At 73.6% G+C, this 21,596-nt stretch carries 18 protein-coding genes and 1 pseudogene; 13 read left to right on the plus strand and 6 right to left on the minus strand.

The window, feature by feature from the left end:
* Positions 1 to 125: 125 nt before the first annotated feature.
* Positions 126 to 1,169, minus strand: coding sequence for a LacI family DNA-binding transcriptional regulator (locus tag ACZ3YO_RS30305; RefSeq protein WP_465575587.1), 1,044 nt, complete (start codon positions 1,167 to 1,169; stop codon positions 126 to 128).
* A gap of 158 nt (positions 1,170 to 1,327) precedes the next feature.
* Here ACZ3YO_RS30305 and ACZ3YO_RS30310 point away from each other — a divergent pair, with 158 nt between their 5' ends.
* The 7 genes and pseudogenes from ACZ3YO_RS30310 (at position 1,328) to ACZ3YO_RS30340 (ending at position 8,009) form a co-directional block, all read left to right on the plus strand.
* Positions 1,328 to 2,962: an ABC transporter substrate-binding protein gene (locus ACZ3YO_RS30310; RefSeq protein WP_465575590.1), complete on the plus strand. Its 1,635-nt coding sequence runs from the start codon at positions 1,328 to 1,330 to the stop codon at positions 2,960 to 2,962.
* Positions 2,959 to 3,912, plus strand: a complete 954-nt coding sequence (locus ACZ3YO_RS30315) for an ABC transporter permease (protein ID WP_396322210.1) — start codon at positions 2,959 to 2,961, stop codon at positions 3,910 to 3,912. Before ACZ3YO_RS30310 ends, ACZ3YO_RS30315 begins: the two co-directional genes overlap by 4 nt.
* Positions 3,909 to 4,775 carry an ABC transporter permease gene (locus ACZ3YO_RS30320; RefSeq protein ID WP_465575593.1) on the plus strand — a complete coding sequence of 289 codons (867 nt, stop codon included), beginning with the start codon at positions 3,909 to 3,911 and terminating at the stop codon, positions 4,773 to 4,775. The genes ACZ3YO_RS30315 and ACZ3YO_RS30320 overlap by 4 nt, the downstream gene beginning before the upstream one ends.
* Before the next feature lie 5 nt (positions 4,776 to 4,780).
* Positions 4,781 to 5,335, plus strand: a pseudogene (locus ACZ3YO_RS30325) (ATP-binding cassette domain-containing protein); the annotation flags it as partial.
* 123 nt (positions 5,336 to 5,458) lie between these two features.
* The gene (locus ACZ3YO_RS30330; RefSeq protein WP_465575745.1) at positions 5,459 to 5,752 is read left to right on the plus strand and encodes an oligopeptide/dipeptide ABC transporter ATP-binding protein; all 294 of its coding nucleotides are present in this window, start codon (positions 5,459 to 5,461) and stop codon (positions 5,750 to 5,752) included.
* Entirely contained in the window at positions 5,749 to 6,585 is an 837-nt protein-coding gene (locus tag ACZ3YO_RS30335; protein ID WP_465575596.1) for an ABC transporter ATP-binding protein, read from the plus strand. Before ACZ3YO_RS30330 ends, ACZ3YO_RS30335 begins: the two co-directional genes overlap by 4 nt.
* Positions 6,582 to 8,009, plus strand: coding sequence for an amidase (locus ACZ3YO_RS30340; protein WP_465575599.1), 1,428 nt, complete (start codon positions 6,582 to 6,584; stop codon positions 8,007 to 8,009). The genes ACZ3YO_RS30335 and ACZ3YO_RS30340 overlap by 4 nt, the downstream gene beginning before the upstream one ends.
* 124 nt (positions 8,010 to 8,133) lie before the next feature.
* Here the strand turns inward: ACZ3YO_RS30340 and ACZ3YO_RS30345 are convergent, their stop codons facing one another.
* A complete protein-coding gene (locus tag ACZ3YO_RS30345) occupies positions 8,134 to 8,841 on the minus strand; it encodes a TetR/AcrR family transcriptional regulator (protein WP_396322205.1) in 708 nt (235 codons plus the stop codon).
* Between the two features lie 181 nt (positions 8,842 to 9,022).
* On the opposite strand from ACZ3YO_RS30345, the gene ACZ3YO_RS30350 reads away from it, so the two are divergent.
* From ACZ3YO_RS30350 to ACZ3YO_RS30370, 5 genes are all read left to right on the plus strand, one after another.
* The gene (locus ACZ3YO_RS30350) at positions 9,023 to 10,528 is read left to right on the plus strand and encodes an APC family permease (protein ID WP_465575602.1); all 1,506 of its coding nucleotides are present in this window, start codon (positions 9,023 to 9,025) and stop codon (positions 10,526 to 10,528) included.
* A 162-nt stretch (positions 10,529 to 10,690) separates the two neighbouring features.
* Positions 10,691 to 10,984 carry a hypothetical protein gene (locus ACZ3YO_RS30355; RefSeq protein ID WP_465575605.1) on the plus strand — a complete coding sequence of 98 codons (294 nt, stop codon included), beginning with the start codon at positions 10,691 to 10,693 and terminating at the stop codon, positions 10,982 to 10,984.
* Between the two features lie 226 nt (positions 10,985 to 11,210).
* The gene (locus tag ACZ3YO_RS30360) at positions 11,211 to 12,323 is read left to right on the plus strand and encodes a sugar ABC transporter substrate-binding protein (RefSeq protein ID WP_465575607.1); all 1,113 of its coding nucleotides are present in this window, start codon (positions 11,211 to 11,213) and stop codon (positions 12,321 to 12,323) included.
* 23 nt (positions 12,324 to 12,346) lie between these two features.
* Entirely contained in the window at positions 12,347 to 13,171 is an 825-nt protein-coding gene (locus ACZ3YO_RS30365) for an ATP-binding cassette domain-containing protein (protein WP_465575610.1), read from the plus strand.
* Between the two features lie 71 nt (positions 13,172 to 13,242).
* A complete protein-coding gene (locus ACZ3YO_RS30370) occupies positions 13,243 to 14,511 on the plus strand; it encodes a sugar ABC transporter permease (protein WP_465575748.1) in 1,269 nt (422 codons plus the stop codon).
* 208 nt (positions 14,512 to 14,719) lie between these two features.
* On the opposite strand, the gene galE is transcribed toward ACZ3YO_RS30370, so the two are convergent.
* From galE to ACZ3YO_RS30390, 4 genes are all read right to left on the minus strand, one after another.
* Positions 14,720 to 15,736: a UDP-glucose 4-epimerase GalE gene (gene galE / locus ACZ3YO_RS30375; RefSeq protein ID WP_465575613.1), complete on the minus strand. Its 1,017-nt coding sequence runs from the start codon at positions 15,734 to 15,736 to the stop codon at positions 14,720 to 14,722.
* Positions 15,737 to 15,852: 116 nt separating this feature from the next.
* Positions 15,853 to 16,554, minus strand: a complete 702-nt coding sequence (locus ACZ3YO_RS30380) for a hypothetical protein (RefSeq protein ID WP_465575615.1) — start codon at positions 16,552 to 16,554, stop codon at positions 15,853 to 15,855.
* A 148-nt stretch (positions 16,555 to 16,702) separates the two neighbouring features.
* The gene (locus ACZ3YO_RS30385; protein WP_465575618.1) at positions 16,703 to 18,976 is read right to left on the minus strand and encodes an RICIN domain-containing protein; all 2,274 of its coding nucleotides are present in this window, start codon (positions 18,974 to 18,976) and stop codon (positions 16,703 to 16,705) included.
* 892 nt (positions 18,977 to 19,868) lie between these two features.
* Positions 19,869 to 20,291: a hypothetical protein gene (locus tag ACZ3YO_RS30390; RefSeq protein WP_465575620.1), complete on the minus strand. Its 423-nt coding sequence runs from the start codon at positions 20,289 to 20,291 to the stop codon at positions 19,869 to 19,871.
* A 642-nt stretch (positions 20,292 to 20,933) separates the two neighbouring features.
* Between ACZ3YO_RS30390 and ACZ3YO_RS30395 the strand changes: the two genes are divergently transcribed.
* Positions 20,934 to 21,413, plus strand: coding sequence for a hypothetical protein (locus tag ACZ3YO_RS30395; protein ID WP_465575622.1), 480 nt, complete (start codon positions 20,934 to 20,936; stop codon positions 21,411 to 21,413).
* Positions 21,414 to 21,596 lie beyond the last annotated feature (183 nt).

Raw genomic sequence — 21,596 nt, forward strand, 5'->3', positions numbered from 1 at the left:
GGGGCGTCGGCGGCCCCCGCCGCAGGCCCCCGCCGACGGCCGGCCGATCCGGCGCGGCGCCCGCGAGCCGGCGGCGGGGGGGGCCGCGGCGGGCCGTCCGCCGCCACCGCGCCCGGCGGCGACCGCTACGGCCGGGAGCGCCGGGAGGAGGCCCTGATCTCCAGCCTGGTCTCCACCAGCGTGCCCGTCGGCTCCTGGCTGCCGCTCTCCAACGCGGCCACCAGCAGCTCGATCCCGGCCACCGCGACCCGCTCCGGCTGGAGGCTGAGGGTGGTCACCGGCGGGTCGGCGTGCTCCGCCGAAGCGTCCTCGCTGACGCAGACCAGCAGCAGGTCACCGGGCACCGAACGGCCGTGCCGCCGGGCCGCGTCGAGCACCAGCGGCGGGCTCGCCTCGCTGGCGACCAGCAGCGCGTCCGGTGGCTCGGCGCCGCTCAGCGCCTGCTCCACCGCCGCGATCGCCGGGCCGCTGCCGGGCGCGGTGGAGAGCACCACCTGCGGCTCCGCCCCGTGGTGGGCGCACCAGCCGCGGTAGGCGTTCAGCAGTTCGATGTGGAAGCGGATCGCGGTGTCCGGCACGACGGCCGCCACCCGTCGCGCGCCCTCGGCGCGCAGGTGGTCCAGCACCTCGGTCACGGCGGCCTCGGTGTCGATGTCCACCCAGTGCGCGCCGGGTCGGCCCTCGACCGAGCGGTCGGTGAACACCGGGATGCGGGCCGCGATGAAGTCCTCCACCAGCGGGTCGCCGGCCACCGGGTCGGCGACGATCGCGGCCTCCAACGGCAGGTCGGCCCAGGCCTCCGGCGCCGAGCCGGTGGGCAGCATCACCAGTGCGTAGCCGTGCCGCAGCGCCTCCCGCGCGGTGGCACCGGTCAGCTGCGCGTAGTACGGCGAGTCCAGGCAGGCCCACGGCTCGGTGGCGAACTCCCCGACCGCGCAGCCGATCAGCCGGGCGTGCCCGGCGCGCAGCAGGCGCGCGGTGGCGTTCGGCCGGTAGCCGAGCCGGCGGGCGGCCTCGCGGGCGCGCTCGCGCACGGCGTCCGACATCCGGCCGGTGCCGTTGAGCGCGGCCGAGACCGTCGTCTTGGAGAGGCCGGCCTCGCGGGCGACGTCGACGAGGCGGACGCGGGGCACGGCCGCCGGGCCGCCGGGGCGGGGGGTATCGGTCATGTGCTGATGCTGCCAGCCCCGAGGGCTCCGCGTCACCCTCCCGTGACCTGTGGAAAATCGTTCCCGCAAACCCTTGTGCGGGAACGTTCCCGCATCAATACTCGCCACCAACTCCCAGCGCCCCCACAACCCCCTGAAAGGGGTGGGTCTCCTTGCGCATGCCCAGATCCGCCGGCCTGCTCGCCACCGCCGTCCTGGTCGCCTCGGCAGCCACCGGCTGCTCCGGTGCCACCAGGAGCGGCACCGACTCCGCGAGCGGCGCCGCCTACCAGGTCACCCCGGACACCCCCGCCGCCCAGGGCCCGATCCCGTCCTTCACCTGGTCGCTGTATGCGGAACCGCAGACCCTCGACTACGCGCTGGCCTACGACTACCCCCCGAACACCGTGCTGGCCAACGTCTGCGAGCAGCTGTTCCGGGTCACCCCGGACATGAAGACCGTGCCGGCCCTGGCCGCCGGATTCGCCCACCCCGACGCGCTGACCTGGGTGTACACCCTGCGCTCGGGCGTGAAGTTCCACGACGGCTCGACCATGACGGCGGACGACGTGGTCGCCTCGCTGCGGCGTCACCTCGACCCGGACACCGGCTCGGCCTGGGGCACCGCCTTCAAGAACGTCGCCTCGATCGAGAAGTCCGGCCCGCTGGAGGTGACGATCAGGCTCACCAAGCCCGACGTCCTGCTGAACGAGCTGCTGGCGGCCTCCCCCGGCACCATCGAGAGCGCCGCCTTCCTCGCCAAGGCTGGCAAGGACTACGGCACCCCGAAGGGCGGGGTCGACTGCACCGGCCCGTTCTCGGTCGACAAGTGGGCGCAGGGCGACAGCCTCACCCTGAAGAAGTTCCCCGGCTACTGGGACACCTCGCTCGCCCCCAAGTCGGACAGCGTCAGGTTCGTCTTCATCCAGGACCCGGCCGCCCGCGCCAACGCCTTCCTCTCCGGATCGGTCGACGGCGGCTACATGGTGCCGTCCGCCTCGCTCGCGCAGCTCAAGGCCTCCGCGCAGGGCACGGTGCACTTCGGCCCGAACACCGCCGCCACCGACCTCGCCGTCCTCGACCTCAAGGGCACCCTCGGCGACCCGAAGGTCCGTCAGGCGCTCTCCGAGGCGCTCGACCGGCCCGGCATCATCAAGGCCGCGATCGGCGGGATCGGCACCCCGGCCAAGGCCCCGGCCGCGCAGGCCGCCTGGGGCATCGCGCCGGACCGCACCGCCGGCTACTTCGCCGCCCTGCCCGAGCCGGCCTACGACCCGGCGGCGGCCAGGAAACTGGTCCAGGAGGCCGGCGCCGCGGGCAGGAAGGTCGTCATGGCCACCAGCACGCTCGCCCCCGAGATCGGCGTGGTCGCCAACGCCGTGCAGGCGGCCGGCAAGCAGATCGGCCTGGACGTCGAGCTCAGGCCCGTCGCTCCCGACGCGTACACCGCGCTCTTCACCGACCCGGCCGCGCGGGAGGGCATCGACCTGGTGGTCACCAACGGCTACGACAGCACCCCAGACCCGCTGGAGTTCTACCAGTCGCTGCACACCGGCGACTTCGCCAACTACGGCAGCTGGTCGAACGCCGAGTACGACGCGCTCTTCGACCAGGCGATCGCCTCCACCGACCCGGTCACCCGCGCCGACCTGACCGCGAAACTCCAGCAGATCGCCGTGCGCGAGCTCCCCGGCATCCCGCTGTACGAGCAGCCGTACTCGGTGTTCCTCAACAAGCGGATCACCGGCGCGCCGACCGGCATCGCCCAGCTGTACTACCCGTGGGCGGCCACGATCGGCGCCGCGAAGCGATGACCCGCTACCTCCTCGGCCGGCTCCTCGGCCTGGCGGGTGTGCTGCTGGCGACCTCCTTCGTGGTCTTCAGCGCCGTGCACCTCGCCCCCGGGGACCCAGTGGCCTTCCTGCTCAAGGGTCATCCGGCGACGCCCGAGGCCCGGGCCGCGATCACCGCCCAGTACCACCTGGACGACCCGTTCCTCACCCAGTACCTGAAGTGGCTCGGCGGGGTCCTGCACGGGGACTTCGGCCGCTCGGTGCAGTTCCGCCAGGACGTCGGTGCGCTGATCTCCTCCCGGCTGCCCGGCACCACCCTGCTGATCGGGTACGCCGCGGCGCTGGTCTGCGTGGTCGGCGTGCCGGCCGGCGTCCTCGCCGCGCTGCGCGGCGGCTGGTTCGACCGGGCCGTGCTGCTGGGCACCGGCGTCACCACCGCGACCCCGCCGTTCGTCTCCGCGATCGCGCTGGTCTCGCTCTTCTCGGTGCAGCTCGGCTGGTTCCCCGGCCCCGGCTCCCAGGGCACCGGCCTCGCGGACCGGCTCTACCACCTGACGCTGCCCGCCGCCGCGCTGGCGGTGACCCTGGCCGGCCTGCTGGCCCGGGTGACCCGCTCGGCGATGCTCGACGAACTCGGCCGCGAACACGTCGAAGTGGCCCGCTCGCGCGGCGTCCCGGAGCGCACGGTGGTCCGCCGCCACGTGCTGCGCAACGCGCTCGGCCCGATCGTCACCGTCGGCGGCACCATGCTGGCCGGCCTGCTGGTCTCCACCTCGATCGTGGAGACCGCCTTCAACGTCCCCGGCATCGGCTCGCTGCTGGTGCAGTCGGTGACGGTCAAGGACTTCCCCGTCGTCCAGGCGCTCACCCTGCTCACCGTGACCGGCTTCGTCGTGGTCAACCTGGCCGTGGACCTCCTCGCGCCGCTGGTCGACCCCCGGCTCTCCCTCACCCGCCGAGGTGCCTCATGACCACAGCCACCCTGGCCCCGCCGGGCCGCCCCGGCCTGCGCCGCCTGCGGGCCTTCGGACAGGGCCCGCTGTTCACCGCGGCCGTCGTGGTCCTGGCCGTGCTCGTCCTGGCCGCGGCCCTCGCGCCGCTGCTCGCCCCGTACGAGCCGGACCTGATCGACCTGCAGTCCGGCCTGGCCGGAAGCAGCGCCGGCCACCTGCTCGGCACCGACCAGTCCGGCCGCGACATCCTCTCCCGGCTGCTGTACGGCGCACGCACCGGCCTGCTCGGGCCGCTGCTGGTGGTCGGGGTGTCGACGCTGCTGGGCATCCTGCTCGGCGTGGTGGCCGGCTGGCGGGGCGGCTGGGCCGACGCCCTGCTGTCACGCGCGCTGGACGTGGTGTTCTCGTTCCCCGGGCTCCTGCTGGCGATCATGTTCGTGGCGGTCACCGGCCCGGGCATGACCGCTCCGGTCATCGCCATGGCGGTCGCCTACACCCCGTACGTGGGGCGGCTGGTGCGCGGGATCGCCCGGCAGGAGAAGAGCCGGCCGTACATCGAGTCCTACCTGGTCCAGGGCTGGTCGGGCCGGACCATCTGCCTGCGGCACCTGCTGCCCAACATCGCCCCGACGGTCCTCGCGCAGTCCGCGGTCAACTTCGGGTACGCGCTGATGGACCTGGCGGCGCTCTCTTTCCTCGGCTTCGGCGTGCAACCGCCGACCGCCGACTGGGGCGCGATGATCAACGAGGGCCAGTCGGCCGTCCAGCAGGGCGCGATGCTGCCCGCGCTGGCGCCGTCCGCGTGCATCGTGATCGCCGTCGTGGCGTTCGGAATCGTCGGCGAGGGCATCGCCGACCGGGTCGCGAAGCGGGAGCGGTGAGAGCCATGACCACACCCCTGTTGGAGATCGAGAACCTCTGCGTACGGCTGCCGGACGGGCGGGCCGCCCGCCCGATCCTGGACGGTGTCTCGCTGCACGTCGGGGCCGGCGAGACGGTCGCGCTGGTGGGCGAGTCCGGCTCCGGGAAGTCGGTCGCCTGTCGCAGCGTCCTCGGCCTGCTGCCCGAACACGCCGGCACCGAGGGACAGGTCCGGGTCGGGGGCCGCGACGTGCTGACCCTGGACCGGGCGGGCCTGCGCGAACTCCGCGCCCGTCAGGTCGCCATGGTGTTCCAGGACCCGCGGGCCTGCGTCAACCCGCTTCGGCGGGTCGGCGACTTCCTCACCGAGGGCCTGCGGGCGGCCGGCACACCCGCCGACCGGGCCGCCGGGCGGGCCGAGGAGCTGCTGGAGGCGGTCGGCATCCGCGATCCGCGCGGCGCCCTGCGGCGTTACCCGCACCAGTTCTCCGGCGGCATGCTGCAACGCGTCGTCATCGCGGCGGCGCTGGCCGGCGAGCCGTCCCTGCTGCTCGCCGACGAGCCGACCACCGCACTCGACGTCACCACCCAGGCCGAGGTCATCGCGATCCTCACCCGGCTGCAGGCCGAGCGCGGCACCGGGATGCTCTTCGTCACCCACGACCTGGAGCTGGCCTCGGCGATCTGCGACCGCGTCTACGTCATGTACGCGGGGCGGATCGTGGAGACCCGGTCCGCCAGGGCCCTCTTCGACCGCCCCCGCCACCCGTACACCGCGGGCCTGCTCGCCTGCACGCCGCGGCTCGGGCCCGACGCCGCACCGCCGCGCCCCGTCCCCGGCCGGCCGGTCTCGCTCGCCGAGTCCCCGCCGGGCTGTGCCTTCGCCCCGCGCTGCGGCTTCGCCGAGGAGCGCTGCACGGCCGCGCGGCCCGTCCTGGAACCGCACGACGACGGCTTCGTCGCGTGCCTGCGCGCCGACGAAGGGATCCTGTCGTGAGCTCCTCCCCCGGCCTGGTCGTGGACGGGTTGCGGAAACGGTTCGGCGATCACCCGGCGGTCGACGGGGTCTCCTTCACCCTGCCGCCGGGCGGCTCGCTCGGCATCGTGGGCGAGTCCGGCTGCGGCAAGACCACCACCGCCCGGATGCTGGTCGGCCTGGAGCGGCCCGACGGCGGCACCGTCCGCCTGGACGGGCGCGACCGCTCGGCCCGCGCCCGCGGCCGCACCGAACGGCTGGCCCGCGCCCGGGAGATCCAGATGGTCTTCCAGGACCCGTACCTCTCGCTCGACCCGCGGATCAGCGTCGCCGCCTGCGTCGGCGAGGTCCTGCGGCTGCACACCGCACTGGACGCCTCCGCACGGCGCGCGCGGGTCGCCGAACTCCTCGACCAGGTCGGGCTGGGAGCCCGCGAGGCCGCCGCACTGCCACGCGGGCTCTCCGGCGGGCAGCGCCAACGGGTCGCCATCGCACGGGCGTTGGCCGCCGAACCGCGGGTGCTGATCCTGGACGAGGCGGTCGCCGCGCTCGACGTCTCCATCCAGGCCCAGATCCTCGACCTGCTGGCCGGCATCCGCCGGGAGGCCGGCATCGGCTTCCTCTTCGTCAGCCACGACCTCGCGGTCGTCCGGCACATCACCGACCGGGTCGTGGTGCTCCGGGACGGCCGGGTGGTCGAGTCCGGCCCGACCGCCGACGTGCTCGGCAACCCGCAGCACGCCTACACCCGACTGCTACTCGACTCGGTCCCGCAGCCCGGCTGGGCCCCGGCCCGCATCGCCGAGGGCCGCCGCGCACTGAACCACCCGTCCGACCGGAAGAGCCTCGCATGACCGACTCCACCGAACTCGCCCACCTGTCCGCCACCGAGGCGCTGCGCCGCTTCCGGGACCGCTCGCTGTCGCCGGTCGAGCTGATGACCGCCGTCATCGAGCGCGCCGAGGCGGTCGAGCCCCGGGTCAACGCGCTCGCCGAGCGCACCTTCGAGCAGGCGCTCGCCGCCGCCCGCACCGCCGAGGCGCGGTACGCGGGCAGGGGTGAGCCGCCGCGCCCCCTGGAGGGCCTGGCCGTCGCCACCAAGGAGGAGCAGCCGATCGCCGGGCGCCGCGCCACCGACGGCTCGCTGGCCCTCGCGCACGAGACCGCCGACCGCACCCACCCGGTGGTCGAGCGCATCCTCGACGCCGGCGGGATCGTGCACGCCCGCACCACCACACCGGAGTTCAGCTGCGCGGCATTCACCCAGTCCCGGCTCTGGGGCGTCACCCGCAATCCGTGGAACCTCGCCTACTCCCCCGGCGGCTCCTCCGGTGGCTCGGCCGCCGCCCTCGCGGCCGGCGAGACCACCCTCGCCACCGGCTCGGACATCGGCGGCTCGATCCGGCTCCCCGCCTCGTGCACCGGAACGGTCGGCTTCAAGCCCCCGTACGGCCGGGTGCCAGCGATGGCGCCGTTCAACCTCGACACCTACTGCCACGACGGCCCGATGGCCCGCACCGTCGCCGACTGCGCGCTGCTGCAGAACGTCATCGCCGGACCGCACCCGCTGGACGGCGTCTCGCTGCGGCCCAAGCTGGTGCTGCCCGAGCGGTTCGAGGGCGTCGGGGGCCTGCGGATCGCCCTCTCCGTCGACCTCGGCGACTGGCCCGTCGACCCCGAGGTCGAGGCCAACACCCGCGCCGTCGCACAGGCGCTGCGCGCGGCGGGCGCCGTGGTGGAGGAGGTGGACGTCAAACTCTCCCGGGCCGAGGTGCGGGAGGCCGCGATGATCCACTTCGGGGCGATCTTCGGCCCGTACGTCTCCTCGGTCGCGGCCGAGCACCGCGAGCTGCTCACCCCCTACGCGCTGGCCTTCGCCGAGGAGGTGGGCGAGGCCTGCCGGGAGCCGGGGATGTTCCTGGCCGGCCTGGAGATCGAGGCGCGGATCCAGGCGGTGCTCGGCGACCTGCTCGACCGCTACGACCTGCTGCTCTGCCCGACCATCGGCACTCCGGCCCTGTTGGCCGACGACGACTACACCGTGACCAGGGTGTCGGTCGGGGGCCAGGAGCTGGAGCACTACATGGACGCCGCGCTGACCACGGTGTTCAACATCGCCGGGCGCTGCCCGGTGCTGAGCGTGCCGTCCGGGGTGGCCTCGACCGGGGTGCCGACCGGCGTGCAGCTGGTCGGGCGGACGTACGACGACGTGACGGTCTTCCGCGCGGCGGCGGCCCTGGAGGCCGTCCGGCCCTGGCAGCGCATCGCCCGGCTCTGAGCCTGCGCGCGGGCGTCGGGGTCCGGCCGCCCGGCCGGGCCCGCTCCACCCGCCGTCGCCCGCCTCGCCTGCTCCACCCGCCGTCGCCCGCCTCTACCGCCTCGACCGGGGCCGGCCCGGCAGCTCACCCGGCCGGCGGCTCCAGCCGGGCGGCGGCGGCGTCCAGCAGCAGCTCCAGCGCGAACGGGTATCCGCTGCGCCGCATGTCGGCCGCGAGCAGCCGGGCCGTCGCGGCGATGTTCGGGTGGGTGGCGGCCGGCAGCGTCGCGTAACTCGCCCGCCAGACCCCGAGGTCGGCCGCCTGCGCCTGCGACGGGAGGGCCAGTGCGGCCGCGTCCAGGGCGGCGAAGGCGAGCGCCTGGTCCACGAAGGCGTGGTAGATCCGCACCGCCTCACCGTCCGGGAACCCGGCCGTCCGCAGCACCCCGAGGATCGCCTCGACCGCCCGCGTCTCGTTCTCCCGGCCCGTCGTCCGGTGTGCCGCCAGCATGGCCGCCTGGGGGTGCGCCTGGTACGCGGCGTGGATGCGCAGCCCGATGTCCCGCAGGTCAGCCCGCCAGTCGCCGGTGGCCTGCCGGCCGTGCTGGGCGCGTCCGATCAGTTCGTCGGCGATGGCCAGCAGCAGGTCGTCGGTGCTGCGGAAGTACCGGTACAGCGAGCTGGGGTCGGCGCCGAGGGCCGCGCCGAGCCTGCGCACGGTGAGGGCGTCCGCGCCGTGCTGCCCGATCAGCTTCAGCGCCGTCTCCACGATCACCTGCGCGGACAGCACCGTGCCGTGGCGGGTCGGCCGTCTGCGCCGCCGCTGCGACTCCGGGACCACTCGCTCGCTCATGCCGCGGAGCTTATGACAACGGCATTGACGTGTGAAGCGCGCGGACGGTTTCATTTCCAGCCACCGGCCGCCCCCGAGTCCGGCCGGTTCCCCCCACACGCGAGGCGGTACACCCTTGGCACCATCGGTCCGGGACCGGGGCCACGCCCGGAGAACCCAGGTCGCGCACTCCCACGCGACCATGCGCAGGTCGGTCGGCATCCAGGACGGCGTGGTCATCGCCGCCTCGACCACGGCGGCCACCACCAGCATCGGCATCGGCCTGGGGCTGACGGCGGGCGTGGTCGGCCTGCACCTGCCGGCGCTGACGCTGCTGGCGTTCCTGCCGGTGCTCGCGATCGCCGGCGGCTACGGCCGGCTGAGCCGGGTCGAGCCCAACGCCGGCAACAGCTACAGCTGGGTCGGCCGCACCCTCAGCCCCTGGCTGGGCTTCCTGTCGGGCTGGGCGAGCCTCGTCGGCACGCTTCTCTTCATGGCCTACACCACGGCGGTCACCGGCTCGGCCGTCCTCCAACTGGCCGGCCAGGCCGGACTGCACCGCCTCGCGGGCCTCGCCCTCGACCCGGACTCCACCCTGCAGACCACCCTGATCGGCCTGGCGGTGCTGGCCGCCGCCACGGTCGTCGCGGTCCGCGGCCTCGACCTCGCCGCCCGGCTGCAGAAGTACCTGCTGGTCTTCGAGTACGCGGTGCTGCTGGGCTTCTGCGGCTACGGCCTGGTCGCCGGCGACCAGCCGTTCTCGCTCGACTGGTACAACCCGTTCGCCATCCCCTCGCTCTCCGCCCTGGCCCAGGGCATGGTGCTGGCGGTGTTCTGCTACTGGGGCTTCGAGTCGGTGTTCTCGATCGGCGAGGAGGTCCGGGACCCGCGCGACGCCTCCCGGGGCGGGTTCATCGCCCTCACGATGATCATGCTGCTGCTCCTCCTCGCCGGCACCGCCTTCCAGCGCGTCCTGCCGCTGGACGAGCTCGCCGGCAACGGCGCCCAGGGCCTCAGCTACTTCGGCGCCAAGCTCGCCGGCCAGCCGCTCGCGGCGCTGCCGCTGGTCGCGCTCACCCTCTCCGCCGCCGCCTCCCTCCAGGCCTCGGTCATCCCGACCGCCCGCGGCATGTTCGCCATGGGCCGCGACGGCACCCTCGGCCCGGTGTGGACCCGGCTCCACCCCCGGTTCGCCACACCCGCCACCGGCACGGTCCTGATCAGCGTGCTGGCGACCGCGATCGCCCTGGCCTCGCTCACCGTCCCGACCGTGAGCGACCTGATCTCCGCCGCGGTCAACGCCAGCGGCATCGTGGTCGCCTTCTCCTACGCGCTGACCGCCGTCGCGGCCGCGGTGCGCTTCCGCCACCTGCTGCGCACCTCCCCGTGGGAGGGCCTGCGGGCGGTGGTGGCACCGCTGCTCGGCGCGGCCGTGCTGCTCGCCGTCGGCGGCTACCTCGCCTGGACGTTCTACCGCTCGGCCGACCACTTCGAGCTCAGCGCCGACAACGGCTGGTTCCAGCTGCTGGTGCCCGCGCTGATGATCGGCTCCGGGCTGCCGGCCGCGGCCTGGGCCCGGTGGGTCCGCAAGTCCCCGTACTTCGCCGGCGGCCACGACGCCGGGCCCGGCGCACCGGGCGCACCCGACACGCCCGGGACCCCCGACACGCCGGGGGCCGACGTGCAGCGACCCGCCGTAAAGGCCTAGACCATTGACGCCGGCGCCCGGGCCGGTTTAGATGGCGGGACCTCTGGTGCAGCAGGGGGCCGCACCGCCCGAGTCCGGTGCGACGCACCGGAACACGAGACGGCCTCCTGCCGAGCACCCTCGCCGAGGGCGGAAGGAGCCCCCGAACAGGCGGTGCCATCCGTGGACGCTGTTGCCTCCGAAGTGCCCTGGACCTCCGGCCGCACTTCCCCCGCCACCCGTCCGAACCGGGCCGAGTCGGCCGGGCCGCTCTGGATCGTCGAGATCCCGGTGGCCGACAACACCGGGAACGGCCGGCAGATCTGCGCCGTCCACGCGCGGTCCGAACGGGAGGCCCTCCACGAGGCCCTGCGGCGGGCCCTGGATCCCGCATCCGTGGCCCGCCGCCGGGGCGCCGCCCTGGACCCGGGCAGAGCCACGGTCACCGCGTGGGACTGGCGGCAGACGCTCCTCTGACCGGAGGGCCCGCCGTCCGTCCGGTGGTGGACGACGACGCCCGGCCGCGTCCGGCCCGCGGACACGGCGGTCCGCGGGCCGTCGCGGCCGGCGGACGACGACGGGCCCTCCGGCAGCGGCCGTCCGGGGTACCCGCCGTACCCGTTCGGCGCAATCCGAATCGTGGGGACGGCCCGGTGTTCACAGACTCGTAGGCGGGGGTGGACTCAACCGGAGAGGCATCCTCATGAGCATCGCTCTTCGCCGCGCCCTCGCGGTGGCCGCAGTGGTTTCCGTCGGAGTCGGCCTGACTTCCTGCGGCAGCGCCAAGCAGTCGACCGGCAGCACATCCTCGGGCAGCGCGAGCGGAACCTCGGTCGGGGCGGTCAAGATCGGCCTGCTGCTGCCGGAGACCAAGACCACCCGGTACGAGCAGTTCGACCGCCCGCTGATCGAACAGAAGATCAAGGAACTGGCGCCGGACGCGCAGATCGACTACTACAACGCCAACCAGGACGCGACCACCCAGCAGACCCAGGTCGACACCGCCCTGACCAAGGGCGACAAGGTCCTCATCCTGGACCCGGTGGACTCCAAGTCGATCCAGTCCTCCGTCCAGAAGGCCCACGACGCGGGTGTCAAGGTGGTCTCCTACGACCGCCTGGCCCAGGGCCCGGTCGACACGTACGTGTCCTTCGACAACCACAAGGTCGGCCAGCTGCAGGGCCAGGCCCTGGTGGCAGCGGTGGGCGACAAGGCCAACGCCGGACAGATCATCATGATCAACGGCTCGCCCACCGACCCGAACGCGGCCGACTTCAAGGCCGGCGCACACAGCGCCATCGACGGCAAGCTGAAGATCGGCAAGGAGTACGACACTCCCCAGTGGGATCCGAACACCGCCAACCAGGAGGCCGCCGCGGGCATCACCGCGATCGGTGCGAACAACGTCGTCGGCATCTACTCCGCCAACGACGGTATGGCCGCCGGCGTCGCCACCGCGCAGAAGGCGGCCGGGATCAACGTCCCGCTCACCGGTCAGGACGCCCAGCTCGACGCCATCCAGCGCATCCTGATCAACACCCAGACCATGACGATCTACAAGCCATTCAAGCCGGAGGCCGACGCCGCGGCCGAGATGGCCGTCGGCCTGGCCAGCGGTGCGTCCCTCAGCCCCAGTGTCGTGCCGACGACGGCGACCAACGGCAGCAACAACAAGACGTTGGCCAACCTGATCACGCCGATCGTCGTGAACAAGGACAACATCAAGACCACCGTGGTCCAGGACGGCCTCTACACCGTCGCCCAGATCTGCACGCCGGACTACGCCGCCGCCTGCACCGCGGCCGGCCTCCAGTAGCCCGACGCTACCCCGTCACGAGCATGCCCCGTCTCCAAGCCGGAGACGGGGCAAGGGAGTTGGTCACTGTGGCAGGTGAGACCGTACTGGCCCTGCGCGGGGTCTCCAAACGGTTCGGCGCCGTCCAGGCGCTCACCGACATCGAGTTGGAGGTACACGCGGGCGAGGTCCTGGCACTGGTAGGCGACAACGGCGCCGGCAAGTCGACGCTGGTCAAGGCGATCGCCGGCGTGCACCAGCCGGACGACGGCGTCATCGAGTGGCACGGCAAGCCGGTCGCCATCCACCGCCCTCAGGACGCCCAGCAGTTGGGCATCGCCACCGTCTACCAGGACCTCGCGCTCTGCGACAACCTCGACGTGGTCGGGAACCTCTTCCTCGGCCGCGAGATCCGGCACTTCACCATCCTCGACGAGGTCGCGATGGAGAAGCGCTCCCGCACGCTGCTGGACACCCTGTCCATCCGCATCCCCAGCGTGCGGATCCCCGTCGCCTCGCTCTCCGGTGGTCAGCGCCAGGTGGTCGCGATCGCCCGCGCGCTGATCGGCTCACCGAAGGTCGTGATGCTGGACGAACCCACCGCAGCCCTCGGGGTCGAGCAGACCGCCCAGGTCCTCGACCTGGTCGAGCGGCTCCGCGAACAGGACCACGGCGTGATCCTCATCAGCCACAACATGGCCGACGTGATGGCCGTCGCGGACACCGTCGCGGTGCTGCGCCTGGGCCGCAACAACGGGGTCTTCGACAGGCGCTACACCAACCAGGAAGAGATCATCTCGGCCATCACTGGAGCCACGGACAACGCCGTGACCCGTCGGAAGGCCCGTGGCCAGGAGGATTCCCAGTGAGCGAGAACTTTCCCGGGGGCCCTGGGGGCGGCGAGCCCGAGCGCCACCACGTCCCGCTGCCCGAGGACAGCATGCCCAAGGGCGGCGTCAACGCGCCCGTCCCGGTGGCGGCCGAGGCCACCCCAGCCGTCGATCCCCGGCTGATCGTCCGCCAGGAGGGCATCAAGGGGTACCTGAGCGAGTTCCGCCGCCGCCTCGGCAGCGGCGAACTCGGCTCACTGCCGGTGGTGCTGGCCCTGATCGTGATCTGGGCCGTGTTCGGCAGCCTCGACAGCAGCTTCCTCTCCGCCCAGAACCTCTCCAACCTGTCCCAGCAGATCGTCGGCACCGGCATGATCGCGATCGGCGTGGTCTTCGTACTGCTGCTCGGCGAGATCGACCTCTCGGTCGGCTCGGTCAGCGGCCTGTGCGCGGCGATCTACGCCGTCCTGAGTGTCACCGACGGCGTCAACCAGTACGTCGCGCTGCTCACCGCCCTCGTCGGCGGTGCGGTGGTCGGCTGCATCCAGGGCGTCTTCTTCGCCAAGGTCGGCGTCCCCGCCTTCGTGGTCACCCTCGCCGGTAACCTCGGCTGGAACGGCCTGATGCTGCAGATTCTCGGCACCACCGGCACGGTCAACCTGCCCGGCAACGACATCGTCTCCCGGCTCTACAGCACGATCTACGGGCAGCAGATCGCCGCCTACGGCGCGGCGGCGATCGGCGTCCTGATCTTCCTGGGGGCCTCGCTGTTCGACGCGCGACGCCGCCAGGCCGCGGGCGTGCCGTCCCGCCCCGCGTCGGACATCGCGGTACGGACCGTGGTGCTGGCGATCATCGCCTTCCTCGCCGCCTACACGCTCAACCAGTACAAGGGGCTGCCGCTGGCGCTCCTGATCTTCCTGATCTTCATCGTGGTGCTGGACTTCGTGCTGCGCCGCACCGGCTACGGCCGGCAGGTCTTCGCGCTCGGCGGCAACATCGAGGGCGCCCGCCGGGCCGGTATCAACGTCTCGTGGATCCGGATCAGCGTCTTCATGATCTGTTCCACGATGGCGGCCGTCGGCGGTCTCTTCCTCGCCGCGCAGATCCAGTCGGCCAGCCAGACCTCCGGCGGCGGCAACCTGCTGATGAACGCCATCGCAGCGGCCGTCATCGGCGGGACCAGCCTCTTCGGCGGACGCGGCTCGACCTGGTCGGCCCTGCTCGGCGCGCTGGTGATCGGCTCGATCCAGTCCGGGATGAACATCGAGGGCCTCAGCAACGCCATCCAGTTCATGGTCACCGGCGCGGTGCTGCTGGCCGCGGTGGTCATCGACTCGCTGGCCCGCCGCTCCCAGAAGGCGGCCGGCCGGGCCTGACGACAGGCCTTCGCTCTCAGCCGGTGACGGCCGGTTCGGGCACCACCGCCCTTGCCATCCGGCCCGGCGCCCCCCGGTCGCGGGCGGGCGCCGGGCCGGACGGGCGCCGGGCCGGACGGGCGCCGGGCCGGACGGGCGCCGGGCCGGACGGGCGCCGGTGGCGGGCGGGCACAGGGCCAGGCGGGCGCCGGGCCGGGGCCCCGTTGGGTCAGGCGGAGGCGAGGCGGGCCGACCACTTGGCGCGCCAGGCGAGGGCGTCGGTGACTCCCTCGGCGATGGTGCGCCGCGCGGTCCAGCCGAGCAGCTCGCGGGCGGTGTCGACGGCGGCGTAGCAGCCGATGACGTCGCCGGGGCGCGGGTCGGCCTCGCGGACGTCGAGCTTCGTACCGGCGGCCGCTTCGAAGGCGGCGATCAGTTCGCGGACGGTGGTGCCCTCGCCGGTGCCGACGTTGATCACCCGGTAGCGGTCGGCGGCGGCGGGCTTGACCACCTCGTCGAAGCGGATGAGCGCGGCGACATGGGCCTCGGCGAGGTCCTGCACATGGATGTAGTCGCGGATGCCCGAACCGTCCCTGGTCGCCCAGTCGGTGCCGGTGACGGTGAACGGCGTGCCGCTGGTGTGGGCCTCGATCAGCTTGCCGAGCGCGTGGGTGGGGTTGAGGTCCTGGAGGCCGGTGCGCAGCTGCGGGTCGGCGCCGACGGGGTTGAAGTACCGCAGGGCGATGACGCGGATCCCCTCGGCGCCGTCACCCCGGGTCCAGTCCTGGAGGACGTGCTCCATCATCTGCTTGGTGCGCGCGTACGGGCTGTTCGCGTCGACGGCGCAGGTCTCGTCCACCCGGGCGTCCGGGGTGGGCGCGTAGATGGAGGCCGAGCTGCTGAAAACGACCCGGGTGCAGCCGTTGCGCTGGAGGGAGTCGAGCAGCTCGACGGTCTTGGCCACGTTCTCGCGGTAGTAGAAGAGCGGCTTGGCGACCGACTCCGGGACGACGATCCGGGCGGCGCAGTGCAGGGCGGCGTCGATGTCCGGGTGCTCGGCGAAGATCCGGTCGAGCAGCGCGCCGTCGGCGATGTCGCCCTGGTAGAACGCCCGGTCCTCGACGAACTCCGCCCGGCCCTTGGACAGGTCGTCGAGGATGACGGGCGTGATGCCCTGGTCGAGCAGCGCGGACGCCACCGTGCTGCCGATGTAACCCGCGCCACCGGTGATCAGGACCTTCTTCATATGCGGTTGCTCCCTTGCCTGGTCGGACGTCTCGGTCGTCGTCCGGTGACAGTGGGGACTGCCGGACGGGAACGATCGGTTCCACCGGGCCGCGGATCACTCCGTGGGGCTGCGGGTCAGCTCCTGCGGCAGCGGCGGCGAAGCCAGTAGCCGAGGCTGACCAGGAAGACGGCCGCGACGGCGGTACCGATGGCCGCCCAGGTGGCCGCGTCCGGAGTGCTGCCCGATTCCGACCGCTGCGGGGGCTGCGCGGCGGTGCCGGACGGGCCGGCGCCCTGGGCCGGGGTGGGGCCGACGGTGCCGGACGGGCCGGCGCCCTGGGCCGGGGTGGGGCCGACGGTGACGGCCGGGGTGGGCGCGGCGGTGACGGCCTGGGTGGGCGCGGCCGTGGTCGTCGGGGTCGGCACGGCGGCCGTGGGGGTCGGCAGCGGCGGGTCGGTGATGGCCGCCGCCTCGACGTCGAGTTCACGCTCGCCGTGCCCGAGCGAGGGGAAGGCGCAGTCGACGCTGATCCGCCAGTGGCCGGCCGGCAGGATCTCCCGGGTGGTGTAGGAGCCGGGGTGGCCGGCGACGGCGACCAGCCGCCACGGGCCGGCCGAGCGGCCGTCGGCGGAGGTGGCCGAGAGTGATCCGGCGAACTCCTCGACGACCGGCTCGTGGTCGTTCTCGAAGGTGGCGACGGTGGTGACGTGCCCGCCCTCCTGGCCGGTGACGTCGAGGTGGACGGTGTCGCCGTGAGCGGCGGCGGGGAGGGCGGCGGGTCCGAGGACGACCGCCCCGGCGAGGGCGAGGGCGGCGGCGAGCGGTCGGGTACGCATGGCGGGGTTCCTCGTGGGGGTGACCCGGGTGCGGCCGCCGCCGCGGTGACACGGGCGGCGGCCGCACCCGGGTGGGTGTCAACGGGCCTGGGCCCGTCTTCGAACACCCTCGGGCAGAGCGGTGTTCGAGGACGGGCCCGAGGTCAGGTCAGGAGGTCTTCTGCAGCGACCAGGACTGGTAGGCCTGACCGTTGGGCTTCTGCAGCTCCAGCAGCCAACCGCCGTAGTACCAGCGGTTGCTGACGCCGAGCACCAGGGTCGAGCCCTCGGCGCTCAGGGTGAACCCACCACCCGACGCGGTGAGCGTCCACTTCTGGGCGGCCGCGTCGGAGCAGGGCTGCTGGGCGAGGTACTGGCCGGCCACCGGGCCGCCGCCGAGCTGGAGGCACTTGTCCGAGCGGGCGGACTTGATCCGCACCGCGCCGGATCCGGCGTCCTCGAAGGTCCACTTCTGGTTGGCGTAACCGGTGCGCTGGTAGGCGATGGCCACGGTGCCGTCGTTCAGCGAGCTGCCCCAGAGGTCGGCGGCCTGCCCGGTGAGCCCGTTCACCAGGGTGTACTTGGCGCCGGGCTGCGGACGGCCGGCGTCGGCGAGGGTGCGGAAGGTGGCCGCGCGGCCGGGCTTGGAGACCGCACCCGCGCTGTCGCGGACGGCGACGGCCACAGTGTACGAGGTGCCGGGGGCGAGCCGGACCAGGCCCACCACGGTGGCGCGGACGGTGCCGATGGCCTGGCCGTTCAGCAGCACGTCGTAGCCGGCGGCGGCCGGGACGGCGGGCCAGCTCAGCACGACCGAGTTCTGGGTGATCTGACTGACCGTCGTGTCAGGGCCGGTGGTGCCGCCGGTCGGCGTGGCGGTCGGGGTGGGGGTCGGGGTCGGGGTGGTGCTCCCGGTGGGCGACGGGGTCCCGGTCGGGCTCGGGGTGCCCCCGGTGGCCGTGGGGGTCGGGCTCGGCGTACGGGTCGGCGTCGCGGTCGGCGTGCCGGTCGGGGTGCGGGTCGGCGAGGCCGTCGCGGTGGGCGTGGGGGTCGGGGTGGGGTTCGGGCCGGTACCGCCGCCGGCGATCAGGAAACGGTTGTTGGCGACGTTCCAGTGCGTGGCCAGGTAACTGCCGGGCGCGGGCGCGGTGTTGTAGTAGTCGTCGTGACGGCAGTCGAGCCGGCTGTCACTGGCGTTGTCCGGGCAGACCGTCTTCATCGCCGGGTAGTACGGGGTGTCCGAGTAGCACATGAGGTCCCACTCGTCGACGCAGTGGCCACCCTTGCTGGAGTTGGGTGCGCTGTTGCTCACCGCACCCAGGTTGTGGCCGAGTTCGTGGGCCGCCGTGTTTCCGCCCCAGCAGCCGGAGTCGGTCCGGCCGTACGAGGGACCGAAGTTGCTCAGGTTGTCCTGGCCGGGCCGCTCGTCGCCCGCGAAGGTGCCGATGCCGCAGTACACCTTGGCGTCGGTGAACATCATGTACTTGCGGTCCTTGCGGTTGAACCCCTGCGCGGCGAGCGCGCGGTTGCTCGCGTTGAAGTCGCCGATCTCGGAGTCCGAGATCTGCACGTTCAACACCGAGGCGGTGCAGTCGGGTTCGGTGACGAAGCGGACGTGCCGGACGCCGCCGGTCTCCTGGGCACTGGCGTTGTAGATGGTGTCGACCTCCGCCGCCCACTTCTTGAACGAGGGCAGGTACTGGGCGAAGCGGTCGCTGCTCGCGGTGTGGACGTACACCACCTGGACCCGGTTGCCGGCGCTGCCGTCGCCGTCGCAGACCACGGCGGAGCCGGCGGCGGGCGTCTGCTGCGGCGCCGCGGGGGCGCCCGCCGCCGGGGTGCCGGCGTCGCTGAGCAGCGCCTTCTGGCCGGCGTCCAGGACGGGCACCGAACCCTTCAACAGGTCGGCGGCGGCGGGCGGTTGGGCGTCGGCCGGCGGCGTGAGCGCCGGTACCTGGGCAGCCGCGGCGGCGACCGGCGGGACGTCCTTGTGGATGTCCACCTCCTTGGGCGGCGCGTCCGGCCCGTGGCTGCACAGCTGCCCGCCCGTCACCTCCAGCGAACCGGCGCACCGGTCGCCGGTCGGCAGGGTCAGACCGGCATAGACCAGACCGCGCTCCGGCTGGTCCTTGGGTATCTCGTGCAGCGGCGCGGCCTTCTGATCACGCTTCGGGGCGGGCGCCTGGGTGGCACCCTCGGCGGTACCGGTCTCCCCCGGCCCGCCGTCGTCGGCGACGACTCCGGCCGTGCCCGCCTCCGCCCGGTCGGCCGATCCGTCCACCGCCGCCGTGACGCCCGCCCGAACGGCGGCCGGCTCCAGCGCGGTCTGGATGCCCAGTGCGCCCGCGACCAGTCCGGCCGCCACCGCCACCGCCAGCAGCGCCGTGCGGCGCCCCGACCTCGTGCGCCGCTTGCGCCGGTGTTCCGTGCTCCGGTGTCCCATCGCGCTCTCTCCTGTCCTCGGTACGAGGCCCGCGCCACGCAACGTGGCTGCCGGGCCTTCCGACACCACGGAGACCGGGCACGACGGGAGGGGATAACAGAAACCTCTTTCGAAATTCGATCAGGCGGATCGGCGGCCCCGGCCGCGGACGCCGCCACCGGCCCTTCTCCGGGCCTGACGGTGGCTCCGGTCGCACACGGACTGGGGCCCGTTCCGTCCGGCTTCGGTACACGCGGCCGCGGCGCCCGGCCGGACGGCCGTCGGGAGAGGTTCCGTGCTGGGCGTGCAACGGCCTGAAACGGCCTGCCACGAGCGGCGCGGCTGCCGGCGCGACCGGGCGCAGACGTCAGCCCGGCCGGGGGATCCGGCGATGATGATCGTGCCGCCCCGTCCGGCCGCGAGCGGCCCAGAGCAGTCGGCGCGCGGCGGTGCCGGGGAGCGCGCTCGGGGGGTACGCGCTCCCCGACAGGAGGTGGTGGCGGCCACCCGGCCGGGCCGCCCGGGGGGTCCGGGCTCCGGCTGCCGTGACCGGAATGCTAGACCCGCCAGATAGCCCTGACCAGAGCCCTGACCAGCAGACTTCCCGCCCCGGACATGCCATTCGAACTCACCGTGCACACCCGCACCACCACCCGCGACACCACCCGGGAAGCAATCCGGGAGACGTTCAGGGAGACGTTCAGGGAGACCTTCCGGGACACCTCCGACGAAGCGTCACTCCGGCTGCCACGGCAGCCTCCGGACGGGGGGTCTCCGACGTCCCGGCCGAGCAGCGGGACACGCCCGTGCGCGCAGCCCGACGTGCTGCCGTAGTGCCGTGCTGCCGTGCTGCCGTGCACAAACTGCCGCGGACCGGGGGCCGGGTGACCACGCCGGCGGCGGGAGAGGGCACTCAGGCCGCCACATCCAGCAGGGGGACGGCGGTCCGGGAGGCCCTCGGCGCGTGCATGGTCGCGAGGGAGGCGGCGAGCCGGGCCGGGTCGCCGGCCAGCCAGAGCCGCAACGCGGCGGCGAGCGCGGCGCTCGCCGGACAGGTCGACAGCCCGCAGTCCAGGGCGACCCGGTCACCGAGCAGCGGGAGGAGGTCGGCGACGGGCGAGGGCAGCCAGAGGGTGACGGCGCAGGGTGCGGGGCGGGCCAGGACGCGCGTCAGCCGGAGCGCGGCGGCGTCGCCGTGCAGCGCGGGGATGACGTCGAGCAGGCCGTCCGCCGCCACCTCCGACACGTCGCTGCCGTGGCCGCGCGCGAGTGCGCGCAGCAGCGCCCGCTCGGCCGCGGTGATCCGGACGGTCAGCATGACTTCTTCGCAGTCCATGGTCCTGTTCCGCCTTCTGCTTCGGGTGTGCCCGTCGGTGGGTGTACTCGTCGTTCTTTACTCGTCGCCTGGGTTCTCGTCGCTCGCGTTCTCGTCGCGTGGTTCTCGTCGCGTGGTTGTCGTCGCTCGTCTGCTTGCCTGCCCCGGGCCCGGGCCCCGACCCGATCATGTCCTGCCCGTCAGAAGGCCGTCTCCACCGGCGCAATCAGGCCGTCGTGGCCCTCGTGCCCGTCGTGGCGGCGGCGGACAAGCAGGGCCGACACCGCCGCCCGGATCGACATGGATGCCGAACCGCCCACGGGTGAGGCCGCCCGGACGGGTCATCAGGCTCCTCCTCGGTTCCGGACGTGCACACGGGTTGCGGACCGTACGGACGGATCGCGGGCCGTACTGACGGGCGTCGGACCGACCGGACGGGTCCCGGACCATGTTGGACCGGCGGGGGCCCTCCGGCCGAGGGCCGAAGGACCCTGCCCGGGAGGCAAGGGCGGACGCGCCTTCGGCCGAGGCCGTCCGCCCAGGTCAGGCCCTGCACACGGAAGCGGGCGCCCGGTCGCGGGCATGATGCGGGTACCCACCACGCCGGCCGTCCCGTCCGAGGGCCGGTTGCGGACACCGTCCACCCCCGGCCAGACTCCGCCCGTGAACGAGACCGAGACCGATACCGAGACCGGGACGATCCCGCTCGACCGGGGCGACCCGCGCTGGGTCTTCCCCGCCCTCACCGAGGCCGAGGCCCCCGCCGTCGAGGCCGCACTCGCCCTCGCCGCCGGCCGGTTGCGCCGGTCTGCCGCCGGACTCGGCGTGCGGGCGGGCAGGACCGGGGCCGGGCTGGAGTACCACCGCACCGGCCCGATCGTGGCGGCGACCGTCACCGGCTTCGTCGAGGCGCCGGGCCTGCTCGTGGTCTGCGCGCTCGGGTTCCCGCGCCGCTGCGGGTTCGACCTGCGCTGGGGGCCGCCGTGGCGGGCCATGGTGGAGGTCGAGGTGGCGGGCGAGGTGGTGGAGGACTGGGAGGAGTGGTTCGAGCACCCCGTCGAGGCCGCCGAGGGGTTGGCCGCGGCGGCCGACCGATGGCTCGACCGGGTGGACGCCGACTTTCCGCCGCGCCACCGGGCCTGACGGCGCGGGAACGGTTCAGCACCCTCCCCCGGCCGCACCGCCCACCGGCCGGCGCGCCTACCACACCTCCGCCGCCCGACTCGCCCACCCCGCGCGCCGAGTCCTGGGGACGGCGCGCTCGATCCGCCGATGGAGTGATCCCCCGAGGTATGGCGCAACGCTCGCCGGACCGGCGCGTTTGCT

The sequence above is a fragment of the Kitasatospora sp. NPDC022785 genome (assembly GCF_055561295.1).

Bases quoted from the DNA above. Each gene is read 5' to 3' on its own strand.
- ACZ3YO_RS30305 (WP_465575587.1), bottom strand. From the start codon at position 1,169: ATGACCGATACCCCCCGCCCCGGCGGCCCGGCGGCCGTGCCCCGCGTC.
- ACZ3YO_RS30310 (WP_465575590.1), top strand. From the start codon at position 1,328: ATGCCCAGATCCGCCGGCCTGCTCGCCACCGCCGTCCTGGTCGCCTCG.
- ACZ3YO_RS30315 (WP_396322210.1), top strand. From the start codon at position 2,959: ATGACCCGCTACCTCCTCGGCCGGCTCCTCGGCCTGGCGGGTGTGCTG.
- ACZ3YO_RS30320 (WP_465575593.1), top strand. From the start codon at position 3,909: ATGACCACAGCCACCCTGGCCCCGCCGGGCCGCCCCGGCCTGCGCCGC.
- ACZ3YO_RS30330 (WP_465575745.1), top strand. From the start codon at position 5,459: ATGTACGCGGGGCGGATCGTGGAGACCCGGTCCGCCAGGGCCCTCTTC.
- ACZ3YO_RS30340 (WP_465575599.1), top strand. From the start codon at position 6,582: ATGACCGACTCCACCGAACTCGCCCACCTGTCCGCCACCGAGGCGCTG.
- ACZ3YO_RS30345 (WP_396322205.1), bottom strand. From the start codon at position 8,841: ATGAGCGAGCGAGTGGTCCCGGAGTCGCAGCGGCGGCGCAGACGGCCG.
- ACZ3YO_RS30350 (WP_465575602.1), top strand. From the start codon at position 9,023: ATGCGCAGGTCGGTCGGCATCCAGGACGGCGTGGTCATCGCCGCCTCG.
- ACZ3YO_RS30360 (WP_465575607.1), top strand. From the start codon at position 11,211: ATGAGCATCGCTCTTCGCCGCGCCCTCGCGGTGGCCGCAGTGGTTTCC.
- ACZ3YO_RS30365 (WP_465575610.1), top strand. From the start codon at position 12,347: ATGCCCCGTCTCCAAGCCGGAGACGGGGCAAGGGAGTTGGTCACTGTG.
- ACZ3YO_RS30370 (WP_465575748.1), top strand. From the start codon at position 13,243: ATGCCCAAGGGCGGCGTCAACGCGCCCGTCCCGGTGGCGGCCGAGGCC.
- galE (WP_465575613.1), bottom strand. From the start codon at position 15,736: ATGAAGAAGGTCCTGATCACCGGTGGCGCGGGTTACATCGGCAGCACG.
- ACZ3YO_RS30380 (WP_465575615.1), bottom strand. From the start codon at position 16,554: ATGCGTACCCGACCGCTCGCCGCCGCCCTCGCCCTCGCCGGGGCGGTC.
- ACZ3YO_RS30385 (WP_465575618.1), bottom strand. From the start codon at position 18,976: ATGGGACACCGGAGCACGGAACACCGGCGCAAGCGGCGCACGAGGTCG.
- ACZ3YO_RS30390 (WP_465575620.1), bottom strand. From the start codon at position 20,291: ATGGACTGCGAAGAAGTCATGCTGACCGTCCGGATCACCGCGGCCGAG.